General features: G+C 56.4%; 11 protein-coding genes. 9 read left to right on the top strand and 2 right to left on the bottom strand.

All coding sequences use genetic code 11. From position 1 onward, the window contains the following. Positions 1 to 18 precede the first annotated feature (18 nt). A complete protein-coding gene (locus ACL2XM_RS26020; RefSeq protein WP_410013512.1) occupies positions 19 to 666 on the bottom strand; it encodes a TetR/AcrR family transcriptional regulator in 648 nt (215 codons plus the stop codon). A gap of 76 nt (positions 667 to 742) precedes the next feature. Between ACL2XM_RS26020 and ACL2XM_RS26015 the strand changes: the two genes are divergently transcribed. The 7 genes from ACL2XM_RS26015 to ACL2XM_RS25985 all read left to right on the top strand — a co-directional run bounded on the left by ACL2XM_RS26015 (position 743) and on the right by ACL2XM_RS25985 (position 9,566). Next, positions 743 to 1,477 carry an SDR family NAD(P)-dependent oxidoreductase gene (locus tag ACL2XM_RS26015; RefSeq protein WP_410013511.1) on the top strand — a complete coding sequence of 245 codons (735 nt, stop codon included), beginning with the start codon at positions 743 to 745 and terminating at the stop codon, positions 1,475 to 1,477. Positions 1,478 to 2,021: 544 nt separating this feature from the next. Beyond that, positions 2,022 to 3,311 carry an MFS transporter gene (locus tag ACL2XM_RS26010; protein ID WP_410013510.1) on the top strand — a complete coding sequence of 430 codons (1,290 nt, stop codon included), beginning with the start codon at positions 2,022 to 2,024 and terminating at the stop codon, positions 3,309 to 3,311. 618 nt (positions 3,312 to 3,929) lie between these two features. Continuing rightward, a complete protein-coding gene (locus tag ACL2XM_RS26005) occupies positions 3,930 to 4,442 on the top strand; it encodes a fimbrial protein (protein ID WP_410013509.1) in 513 nt (170 codons plus the stop codon). A 114-nt stretch (positions 4,443 to 4,556) separates the two neighbouring features. Next, positions 4,557 to 5,243: a molecular chaperone gene (locus tag ACL2XM_RS26000; protein ID WP_410013508.1), complete on the top strand. Its 687-nt coding sequence runs from the start codon at positions 4,557 to 4,559 to the stop codon at positions 5,241 to 5,243. 70 nt (positions 5,244 to 5,313) lie between these two features. Beyond that, positions 5,314 to 7,863, top strand: a complete 2,550-nt coding sequence (locus tag ACL2XM_RS25995; RefSeq protein WP_413731921.1) for a fimbria/pilus outer membrane usher protein — start codon at positions 5,314 to 5,316, stop codon at positions 7,861 to 7,863. A gap of 10 nt (positions 7,864 to 7,873) precedes the next feature. Then, positions 7,874 to 8,896, top strand: coding sequence for a fimbrial protein (locus ACL2XM_RS25990; protein WP_413727670.1), 1,023 nt, complete (start codon positions 7,874 to 7,876; stop codon positions 8,894 to 8,896). A gap of 175 nt (positions 8,897 to 9,071) precedes the next feature. Beyond that, the gene (locus ACL2XM_RS25985; protein ID WP_410013505.1) at positions 9,072 to 9,566 is read left to right on the top strand and encodes a DUF1198 family protein; all 495 of its coding nucleotides are present in this window, start codon (positions 9,072 to 9,074) and stop codon (positions 9,564 to 9,566) included. Between the two features lie 87 nt (positions 9,567 to 9,653). Here the strand turns inward: ACL2XM_RS25985 and ACL2XM_RS25980 are convergent, their stop codons facing one another. Then, positions 9,654 to 10,070: a winged helix-turn-helix transcriptional regulator gene (locus ACL2XM_RS25980; RefSeq protein WP_410013504.1), complete on the bottom strand. Its 417-nt coding sequence runs from the start codon at positions 10,068 to 10,070 to the stop codon at positions 9,654 to 9,656. 98 nt (positions 10,071 to 10,168) lie between these two features. On the opposite strand from ACL2XM_RS25980, the gene ACL2XM_RS25975 reads away from it, so the two are divergent. Both ACL2XM_RS25975 and ACL2XM_RS25970 read left to right on the top strand, forming a co-directional pair. After that, positions 10,169 to 10,900, top strand: coding sequence for an SDR family NAD(P)-dependent oxidoreductase (locus tag ACL2XM_RS25975; RefSeq protein WP_410013503.1), 732 nt, complete (start codon positions 10,169 to 10,171; stop codon positions 10,898 to 10,900). Positions 10,901 to 11,216: 316 nt separating this feature from the next. After that, positions 11,217 to 12,020 carry a MipA/OmpV family protein gene (locus ACL2XM_RS25970; protein ID WP_413731919.1) on the top strand — a complete coding sequence of 268 codons (804 nt, stop codon included), beginning with the start codon at positions 11,217 to 11,219 and terminating at the stop codon, positions 12,018 to 12,020. The last annotated feature ends 10 nt before the right edge of the window (positions 12,021 to 12,030 follow it).

Raw genomic sequence — 12,030 nt, 5'->3', positions numbered from 1 at the left:
TGTTTTCTCCCCGCGGCACTACGCGTCCGCCGGCGGCATTTTCGCCGCGTTCAGATAAGTACAGAACATTAACGTCAGCTGTGATGTCAGGCCGCCGCCAACGAACAGTTCCGACATATTCCTGACGAACACATTGCAGACGGTGCCGCACAGGACGTTCAACAGCGTCAGGTTCACCGTAGCGAGATCGGCAAATTTCGCGTCCGGGGCGCTGGCAAACATGGCCTCGCTTGCCGCTTCGACACGCCTGGTCATCGCCTCGACCAGTTCGGCCACATCCACCTCGGCCGCCGCACGATAGAGTGCGCTCGTCACATCGCGGCGCTCGATTTTGGCTGCAATGTAGGTGCTGACGAGCGCGTCGCTCATCTGCGCATAGGGTTTCCCGTGTTGCGCCAGACAGGCCGCCTCAACCCGTTCCGCCAGCATGATGAGATATCTTTCATTCAGCGCATAGAACAACGCCTGCTTATTGGGAAAATACTGATATAGCGAGCCAACGGATACCCCCGCCCTTTCAGCCACGCGCGTTGTCGTCAAACGGGTTGGCCCCGCGGCTAATAAAACCTGAATCGTCGCGTCGAAAATGGCCTCGACAGTGGTGGCCGATCGCGCCTGCTGCGGGACTTTACGGGCGCTGAGGCTGCGTTTGGGGACCGAAAACATAAGCGAATTCAAAACCTGAAGAATTATTCTTATTCTTAATGTGATCGGAATAACCGAAATTATCAAGGAACTTCACATGACAAATATCGCTAACCGCATTGCGCTCGTGACGGGCGCCAATAAAGGAATCGGCCACGAAATCGCCAGGCAGCTTGCGCAAAAGGGTGTCTTCGTCCTGGTGGGTGGACGCGACGCGGGCCGAGGTAAATCCGCGGCCGATAAGCTGGCCGCGCAGGGTTTGCCGGCGTCGTTCATTCAGATTGACCTTTGCGACGCGCGGAGCATAGCCGCGGCCGCGGCCAGGATCGACGCCGAGTATGGCCGCCTCGATATCCTGGTGAACAATGCCGGCGTTTCCGACGCCACGGACGGCGCGCCAGGCGCCGCCGCCCTGGACGCGGTGCGTCGGGTATTCGACACTAATTTCATCGGGACACTGGCGGTTACGCAGGCGATGCTGCCGCTGCTGCGTAAGTCCGAAGCCGGGCGTATCGTCAATCTATCCAGTAGCCTGGGTTCATTGACGCTCAATGAAGATCCCGACTGGCCGTACTACGATGTCCGGTTTATTGGCTACAACGCGTCAAAAGCCGCGCTGAATATGCTGACGATCCAGCTCAATGCCGAACTGCGCGCTACCGGGATTACCGCGGTATCTGCCTGCCCAGGCCTGGTGAACACCGAGCTAAGCGGAAATCGGGGTGATAGGATGCCCGCCGAGGCGGCGGTATTTATAGTGCGCCTGGCGCTGCTTACTGAGCACGACCCGAAAGGCGCCTACCAAAACGAGCAGGGTAGCCTCCCCTGGTAATGTAGACGCAGTCGGGTATGCAGTAGCGCGCTGATGCGCGCAATGAACGAGCCGGCTTGCTCCGCGCCAGCGGCAGCCGCGCTCTTTTTCGCGGGCCATCAAGCCCGCGGATAAAGTGTCCAAAGTGTGATCTGCATTGTAGTACAAGATAAAATTATGGTGCTACAATCACCAACAGATAATTATTGCGAAAGAAACTGCTTGGAAGCAACGACACATTCTTTCATCCATCGGGCAGAACGCCATATTGCCTTTAATACTGACTGATAAATATATTTTCAGCCGGTGGGCCATTAATTTTATTTAACTTAAAAAATTAATGAGTTCTTTTTATTGTATAACGTGCTGCGGTAGTTCATTAGGTTTTTAACACTGTATTGTTTATTTTGTCACAAAGCCAAAGCGCGCATCGTCTGCAAACACAATTTATTTTCGATGCTATAACAATGGATTTCATGCGCGTTTTCAGTTTCTATCAAAAATATTATCAACTCACTACCCACCTTACCTTACATGTTGTAGTTTACTGAACGGGATGAACAAGATGGATATCTCAGTAGCCACCGTGCCGTCCAAACGGCGCTATATCACATTGCTCATGATCTTTATTACCGTGGTGATTTGTTATGTCGACCGCGCCAATCTGGCGGTAGCGTCGGTGCATATCCAGCAAGAGTTCGGTATCAATAAAACGCAGATGGGATATGTCTTCTCGGCATTTGCCTGGACCTATACCCTTTGCCAGATACCCGGAGGCTGGTTTCTCGATCGCGTCGGCTCAAAAATGACCTATTTCATTGCCATTTTCGGCTGGTCCGTGGCGACGCTCGGCCAGGGATTCGCCAATGGTTTGATTTCACTCATGGGCTTGCGCGCCATCACGGGGATGTTTGAAGCGCCCGCGTTTCCAACCAATAACCGGATGGTGACGAGCTGGTTCCCCGAGCAGGAACGGGCATCGGCGGTTGGTTTTTTCACTTCGGGGCAATTTGTCGGTTTGGCTTTTCTGACGCCGCTATTGATCTGGGTACAGGAAATGCTGAGTTGGCATTGGGTGTTTATTCTCACCGGCGGAGTAGGCATAATCTGGTCGATTATTTGGCACGTTGTTTATCAACCGCCGAAAAAAAGCAAAGGGATTAATGCGGCCGAACTGCATTATATCGCAGCCGGCGGCGGCATTATTGACGGCGATGCACCTACCGCCAAGGCGCAACGCGTGTCCATGACCGCGGCCGACTGGAAGTTAATATTTCACCGCAAGCTGGTCGGCGTTTATCTGGGGCAATTTGCCGTAACCTCGACGTTATGGTTTTTTCTCACCTGGTTTCCCAATTATTTGACCCAGGAAAAACATATCGGCGCCCTGACCGCCGGATTTATGACTACCGTACCTTTCCTGGCCGCGTTTGCGGGCGTATTACTGTCGGGTCTCTTTGCCGACCGTATGGTGCGCAAGGGCAAAACCATTGGATTTGCACGCAAAACGCCCATCATCTGCGGCCTGTTGCTGTCAACCTGCATTATGGGCGCGAATTATACCAACGATCCTGTTTGGATTATGACGCTAATGGCTTTAGCCTTTTTCGGCAACGGTTTTGCTTCCATTACCTGGTCGCTGGTATCGTCGCTGGCGCCGGTGCGGCTGATCGGACTGACCGGCGGCGTGTTTAACTTTGTCGGCGGGTTGGGCGGCATCACCGTTCCGCTGGTGGTCGGCTATCTTGCCCAGGATTATGGTTTCGCGCCGGCATTGATCTATATCGCGGCGGTCGCCCTGCTGGGCGCATTGTCATACCTGTGCCTGGTGGGTGAAGTAAAACGCGTCGGCTGATATGGCAGACCGCTAAACCCGCCGGATGGGAAGCATCCCCAAGGAATCACCGGCATTATTGCCTGCCGCGCCGACATGGGCGGCATTATTTTTATATACGCCTTATTTTTTGGCGGCGCAGCCGCACCGTTCATTAACTATCCATCACCGATTAAGCACCGGCTCTAATGCAGGCTATCAATTTCACTCAACATTCTATAACAATAATTTATCTGGCTATATCTCATATAAAATTAAAATTCATTATGATTATTTATGCGTAACCTATCTTGTCTCACAAAGAGGTTTTTATCCTAATTGCTCCCCGCCCCTTAAAATAACCCACCATTAAAAATCAATATCAAGGTTTTTATATTTTTTTATTCATTATTCCCTTTAACCCTATTTACAGAAGGTGACGTACCGGCGTTATTATCAACTTGCATCGCACGCTGTATTTTCTGCAAATACACCCTAATGAGGTTTATTATTCACTTGATCCCCTACTGGCGTTTTTCCCCACGCTCGTTGACAGGCAATGAGATCACGCGATCACGTTCCGGCAAGATTGAGTGGCATGTTTCAAAAGGGCAGTGATTTATCCAGCGATAAATAATATTAGTGAACGAGGGGCCTTATATGAAAAGCACATTTACCCTTCCCGCGTTAGCCGTAGCCGGCATTCTGTCCTGCGGCCTGGCTAATGCCGCCGATGGTACCATCAACTTCACCGGAACCATTCTGGATACAGCCTGTGTCGTGGAACCTGCCGTCGTGGCGGTGAATATGGGCAGTTTAACCGTCGCGGCGTTTAGTGGTGTTGGCGCAACCGCGGGTTCCACGCCGTTCTCCATTACGCTGACCTCCTGCCCCGCGGGTTTAACCACTGCCCAGGTCTTTTTTTCCGGCGCTGCGGATCCCGCGGATAGCACGGTATTAGGTTTAACCGCCGGGGGAGCCACCGGCGCCGGCATCGCGCTGTTTGAATCCGACGGCAGCACCCGGGTGAATCTTGGCGCGGCGTCCGTGGCGCAGCCTGTCACCGCGGCCGGCGGTTCGCTGGACTTCGTGGCGAAGTACATGCAAACCGCGACGCCGATTGTAGCAGGTGCCGCCAATGCCACGGCGGAATTCGTCCTGCAATATCCCTAAACATAAATGCCGATGCCCTGGCCCCGTCTTTAGGTCGCCCCAGAGGCCATATTTAATCTCTATCGGTCATTACTCTTGGGCCATGGCGCGCGTAGTGGCGGATTTTTACTGGAGATGACCATGTTTCAGTGGCTGAAAGCGGTATGCATGGCAGCCGGGCTGGTTAGCGCCTTACTGGCTCAGGCCGGCGTGGTGGTGGGCGGAACCCGGGTCGTTTACGATGCCGGGAAGAAAGAAGCGTCGATTTCCGTCAGCAATCCGGACAAATCGCTGCCCTATCTTATTCAGTCCTGGATTGATAACGAACGCGATAGCGACACCCTCAGGGTGCCGTTTATCATCACCCCGCCGCTGTTCCGGCTGGATGCGGGGCAGGAAAATGTCCTGCGCATCGTGCGCGCCGGCGGCAACCTGCCCGGGGACCGCGAATCGGTGTTTTGGCTCAATATTAAATCCATCCCCGCCACCGATAAAAATGCGATCAACCAGTTGCTGATCAGCATCAATACCCGCATCAAACTGTTTTATCGTCCGCAAAACCTGGCCGGTCGTGCCGGGGATGCGTATAAAGCCCTGAATTTCTCCCGCCAGGGCGGGCAATTAACGGCGCGTAACCCTACCCCGTTCTACGTGTCGTTCGCCAGTTTGAGCGTAAGCGGCCAGGACATTACAAATCCCGGCATGATTGCCCCGCTGGGCACCCTGAGCTGGCCGTTGCCGGCCGGGGTACGCGGTAACGTGATGTGGCGGGCGATTAATGAATTCGGCGGCACTTCCGCGCCGGCCAGCGCGCCGTTGTGATGGCTTAACGACGGCACGCCCATTAGCCGGCGGATCATCCGTTTGCCAGCATGCGGTAGAGGGGGTGAATATGAAAAATGCGCTATCCCGGCTGCCTGTCAGACCGATGTTGATGAGCTGCTTCGCCTGGTCCATCCCGCCTGTTTTGCCGGTCTTATCGCTGGGTCTCGTCCCGCTGCCGTCGCCGGCGCAGGACTACTTTAATCCCAACGCCCTATCCCTCAAGGGGGCGGCAATGCACGCGGTTGATCTCTCCCAGTTCTCTGATATCGGGGGACAACTGCCCGGCATCTATCGCGTCGATATCTATCTCAACGGCAATAAGGTGGATACCCGCGAGGTCACGTTTGTGGCCTCCGCGGCGGGGCTGCAGCCCGAACTCACCGCCAGGCAACTGGCGGAGTATGGGGTGAATCGCGGCGCCTTCCCGGCCCTGCGGGCGCTGCCGGACGACCAGCCTATTACCGCGCTTGGCCAGTACATTCCCGAGGCCGGCAGCACGCTGAATTTCCAGCAATTGCGCCTGGATCTCAGCGTGCCGCAGGCGGCGCTGGACAGCCAGGCGCGCGGCTATGTCGATCCGTCGCAATGGGATCAGGGGCTGCCCGCCCTGATGCTGGGCTACGCCTATTCCGGCTCTACTACCTGGTATGACGACCAGTCGGGCAGCGACGAAAACCATTATCTCAACCTGCGCAGCGGGGCCAATCTGGGCGGTTGGCGATTAAGGAATTATTCTGTTTATAGCAACAGCAGCCGGGAGCGTTCCCATTGGGACAGCATCAACACGTACGTCCAGCATGACGTGCAGTCGCTTAAGGGCCAGTTTACCGCCGGCGACGCCTACACGCCCGGGACGATATTCGACAGCGTGCCGTTTCGCGGCGCGCAGTTGGCCTCCGATGATAATATGCTGCCCGATAGCCTGCGCGGGTTTGCCCCGGTTGTACGAGGCATCGCGCAAAGCAACGCGCAGGTGACCATTCGCCAGAATAATTCCATTATTTATCAGACGTACGTCGCCCCCGGCCCTTTTGTGATTACCGATCTGTTTCCCACCGCGGCCAGCGGTAACCTGGACGTGACGATATGGGAAGCCAGCGGCGCGGAACGCCGTTTTACCCAACCGTTTTCGGCGGTGCCTATCATGCAGCGCGAGGGCAGGTTGAAATATGCCGCCAGCGCCGGCCGATACCGCTCCGCGTTTAACGACGCGCGGGAGCCCAATTTTCTTATGGGCAGCCTGATTTACGGCCTGCCCGGGGACACGTCGGTCTACGGCGGGTCAATCGCCTCGGCGGACTACCAATCCCTGCTGCTGGGGATGGGCCGTGGTTTTGGCGACCTGGGCTCCGCGTCGTTCGATGTGACCCGGGCCAACACCACGTTGCCCGGCAGCGATGAGCGCCATACCGGCCAATCGTATCGCTTCCAGTACGCCAAAGTCTTTACCGACTACGGGACCTCTTTTACCCTCGCCGGGTATCGCTACTCCAGCAAAGGCTTTTATGACTTTGGCGATGCCAACGAGATGACCCATCAAGCCTCCGACGCCTGGCAACGGCTCTACAACAAGCGCAGCAGGATCCAACTGAATGTCAGCCAGTCTATGGGCGATGCCGGCAGTCTGTATCTGGCGGGCTACCAGCAGGACTACTGGCGGCAAAGCGGTTATCAGCGCAGCTTAAGCGCCGGGTACAGTCTTAGCCACGCCGGCATCACCTATTACCTGAATTACACTTTTAGCCAGACGCCGGGGCCGCAGGACAACGATCGGCAATTTGCGTTCAGCGTGCAAATCCCGCTCAGCAAATGGCTGCCGAACAGCTGGGCGACCTACAGCGTCAATGGCGATAACCACGGCGCGGTCAATCAGCAGGCGGGCATCAGCGGCACCCTGCTTGCGGATAATAATTTTAACTACAGCGTGCAGCAAAGCTACGGCAACCGGGGTATCGGCGCCAGCGGCAGCGCATCGGCGTCGTACCGGGGAGGGAGCGGCGAGCTCAACGCAGGCTATAACTACAGCCGACACAACCGGCAGGTAAACTACGGGGCGCAGGGCGGCGTCGTGGCGCATCCTTATGGCGTCACGCTGTCGCAATCGCTGGGCGATACGCTGGCGCTGGTACGCGCGCCGGGCGCCGACGGGGTACGGGTGGAAAACAATACCGGCGTGGTGACCGACCGGCGTGGTTACGCCGTGGTGCCCTTTGCCACCACGTATCGCCGGAATCGCATTGCGCTCGACACCACGACGTTGGGTGAGGATGTGGATATCGATATCAATACCCAGACCGTCATACCCACGCAGGGAGCGCTGGCGCTGGCGGACTTCAAGACCCGGGTGGGCAGCCGGGTGCTGCTGACGATAACGTATCGGGGTCAGCCGGTGCCCTTCGGCACGCAGGTCACCCAGATACAGGCCGCCGGTGAAAACGAAAACAGCGGTATTGCGGATGCCGCGGGCCAGGTGTACCTGAGCGGAATGCCGGAACAGGGCCGGATCAAGGCGGTCTGGGGCCAGGGCGCGGACCAGCGGTGCGAAGCCGGCTACAGTCTGCCCGCCGCGGCATCGCCAACCCCCTCGATTCGCATGGCCAGTGTGCCATGTCGTTAGGAGCCATCGTATGAAGCAACAACGCATTTTATGGTCGATAAGCGCCCTGCTGGCGACGGCGTGCGCGGCGCTGGCGTATACCCCACCGGCCATGGCCGCCTGTACCACCACGGGAGCATCGCAGACCGGCGCCCCCGTCACCTTAACGTTAGCGCGTGATAAACCCAACGGCCTGATAGGCAACCCCTATGTTTTTCCGAGCTCGGATAGATATTCGTGCGCCCCCGCCGGCATAACCCAGCAACAATTTGGGCTACAGGGAAATTCGGAAAATATCACAGGTGAGGTATCGGCTGGCCGCAACATCTATAAATTGGGTGATACCGGATTAGGTTACATCGTCTATGGCGATGTGCAGCCTACAGGAGACTGCGTAGGATCCGCCTATATAGGCACCGGCCCGCAGATGGGGGGGGATGCCAATACCGTTCAGCTATGCTCCAATCCAAGCGGCTACATCCCGCAGTTAACCGGCGGCGCAACAATCACTTTTTATAAACTCGGTCCCGTCACCCCCGGAACCCTCCCCTCGACACATCTCGCCAGTTTTATCAATGTCGTAAACGGCAGTGATTTGACTTTGCCGGCGGTATCGCTTTTCTCGGGAATTATTACCGTTATCGTCAATGCATGCTCAGTGACCAACACCGCCATTACGGTGCCGATGGGTAATGTGGATCGCGCAGAGTTTACCGCCATCGGCAGCACGGCGGGCCTGCGCGGCTTTACTATACCGCTGGATTGTAATCCCGGCATCAATGTCAGGGTGCAGTTCGACGGCATCAGCGCCGGCAGCGCGACGAACGTACTGGCGCTGAGCCCATCCTCTTCCCCCCCCGCCGCCACCGGCGTGGGCGTGCAAATACTGTATAATAGCAATCCGGTCACCCTCGGCGCGCCGCTGGCCGTTGGCACCACCACCGCGGCAGGATTTTTTAATATCCCGTTAGAGGCGCGTTATTACCAGACTGAAAGCACGGTGACGCCCGGACTCGCCAACAGCACAGCCACCTTTACCTTAACCTACCAATAAATCACGGCGGGATGAAATGGGTTGGCCTTAAAGCGGACGCCAGTGCGCAGCTCCGGCAATCAATAATGGTAAATTGCGGGTCGCTGAATCCCGGTGAACATCTTTCTTCCGCACGGCTGTTTTCTCGGCGGTGATTTACTCTTATGATGGACCCTGGTTTGCTTGAGGACGTCCCATGATCTGGCTCATACTGGCAACGCTGGTTGTCGTTTTCCTTGTCGGTTTTCGCATCCTAAACTCCGATTCCCGCCGGGCGTCGCAGGCGTTGACCAAACGCCTGAATATCGAGCCGGTCTATGTGGAATCCATGATAAGCCAAATGGGGAAAAAAGCCGGCGGCGAGTTTGTCAGCTATTTATTACATAACAGCGAATCACATCTCGGCAACGCCGCGGGCGTGCTGCTGATCTATCAAACCTTTATTGTCGATGACGCCGAAGAGAGTCTGGCATTCTGGCATTCGGTGTTGCATAAAGCGCGGCTGCCCACCGAACTGACGCATAAACATGTCCGTTTGGCGCTCTCGTTTTTACGGGACCTTGAGCCGGAAGCAAATGATCTCGCCGCTTACCGGCAACGCTATAACGCGCGCTTTACCGATATCTTTAACCAGGTCCCCGCCGCCAACAGCAATGTGTATTATCTCGACGGTGTCGCGCCGAAGAATTAAGGCGGCAGGACGCATTTGTCCAACAGGACGGTAAACCGTTCAGCCAGGCCATCACTCTGCGGATAAGACCGATGTCTCAATGCGGGTTCAATTAACCGCGCTGTTCATTTGATGAATATGCTGATCGAAATCCCGCTGCGCCCGTTCGATGTCGGGCTGATGATCGACAGCCCAGGCATAAATCGCGGCAAACGGTGATTGCAAGGTATGCCCCAACGGCGTGAGCGAATATTCAACCGCGACCGGCGATGAGGCTATAACACATCGTTTTACCAGCCCGTTTCTCTCAAGACGACGCAGGCTCTCGGTCAACGCCTTCTGGGTTATCCCCCCCACACGCCGCTGCAACGCGTTAAAACGAACCGGCTGCTCACAAAGGACAATCAGGATCATCAGGGACCATTTATTGGCGATTTGGTCAAGAATCGGGCGCGCCGTGCATGCAGCGGCAAGGGTGTTCACCGCGCATGCGGCAGCAAGGGTGTTGATAGCGGGCCGGGACATAGTGGTTTCCTTGTGTATACCTACGCGACTCAAGGTGCGTAATTGACAGTAAGTATATAAGTTATACCATCATGGTTCAAATTCAATGGAGTACTTATATGTCGAACTTAAACGGGAAAATCGCGGTCGTCACCGGCGGCGGCAGTGGCATCGGCCTGGCCATCGCACAACGCTTCGTGCAAGCAGGCGCTTATGTCTTTATCACCGGCCGCCGCCAGGCGGAACTCGATAAGGCGGTGGCATTGATCGGCGGAAATATCGCGGCGGTGCAAGGGGATGTGACGGAAATGGCGGACCTTGACCGGTTATATGCCGCGGTCAAGGCTCAAAAAGGTCGGCTGGATGTTCTGGTGATCGCCTCAGGCGTTTCCGTGCCGTCCACATTAAACGAGATAACCGAAACCCATTTCGATCTGATGTTTGATGTTAACGCCCGCGCCGCGCTGTTCACGGCGCAAAAAGCGCTGCCGCTGATGGATAAGGGCGGCAGTATGGTATTGATTGGATCCATCGCCGGATTTATCGGCACCCCCGGCTATGGCGTCTATGGCGCGACCAAAGCCGCCATGCGCTCCTATGCCAGAACGTGGGCCAACGAGTTCGCCGATCGGGGAATTCGCGTGAATACGCTGAGTCCCGGACCGATCGACACGCCAATGTTTGATCAGGTTACGCAAGAGGTTCGGAAAACCTTGATCGGCCATATTCCGTTAGGCCGTCTGGGCAAACCGGAAGAAGTCGCGGCCGCCGCCCTTTTCCTCGCCTCGGATGAAAGCAGCTTTATTACCGGGGCAGAATTGTGCATTGATGGCGGAATGGCGCAAATTTAACCGGCGGTGCCCAGGCCGGCTACATGACTATCGTCGCCACCCAACCCGTGACCCTGACCGGCGGATACATTCCGCCTCTTTGCCGGTCCCTGCCGGCGGCCGGGGCCGGCGCGCGTTGTTCACTTATGTCATGTTGCCGGCACCCTCCCAAATTTATTCACTGCGATGACCATGCCATGAAATGATGGCGGACTGCCGCTGAAGGGATCATTAATCGCCTCGCTGTAAGTCGACTGTAAGCCTGACGGCCTTAGAGTTGACCCCATCTTGGTCACGTCCTCCCGGCGACATCCAGACAACCACTGTGAGAGAATTCATGCAACATCGGCTCAGGATAGGGTATGCAGTAGCATCCGTAGCGTTTTTTTCTGGCGCCGCCTGCGCTGCCGGCACCGCCCCGGCGACGGCGGAGAATGACGCGACGGGCTTTACATTTTGGAGCGATGCGCCCAACGTTACCCATTGGGGTCTTGGCATCGGCGTGGGCTATGAGCAATCGCCTTACAAAGGAGACGATGCCAGCGTCTCCCCGCTGCCCCTGATCTATTTCGATAACAAATGGATCCATCTCTTCGGCAACAAACTTGACGTCAAGATCGGCCGCTGGGATAACGTCAGTGTTACCCTGCGCGGGGAATATGCCCTGGGCGATGGCTATAAGGAATCGGATGCGCCGATACTCGACGGCATGCAAAAACGCAAAGGCGGATTCTGGGTCGGACCGGCCATGGCCTGGGACAGCGGCTACGGCACCTTCGGCGCAAACGTCCTGACGGCGGGGAATAAAGGGCTGAAAGCGGGCATTGATTACCACCGGGCGTTCGAATACGGGGACGTCACGCTCGTGCCCCACGCCGGCATTGACTGGTATAACAGTCGCTATGTGGATTATTATTACGGCGTGGAAAATGATGAAGCGCGCGCCGGACGCGATGCCTACGCGGGCAAAGCCACCTATAACTTCTCGGCGGGCGTGCGTTTCGATTACCAGCTTACGCCGCACCAAAGCCTGAGCCTGGACGCCGGCGTCTCTCATCTGGGCGGCGGAATCACCGACAGTCCATTGGTTGACAGGACAGTGATCCCCGAGGCCCGGTTCAGCTACCTTTATCGTTTCTAACTGGAAAACA

Source organism: Sodalis sp. RH20 (assembly GCF_047324205.1).
GTDB lineage: Bacteria > Pseudomonadota > Gammaproteobacteria > Enterobacterales > Enterobacteriaceae > Acerihabitans.
Note: the sequence above shows the minus strand (reverse complement) of the source record. Positions and strands in the feature narration are given on the sequence as shown.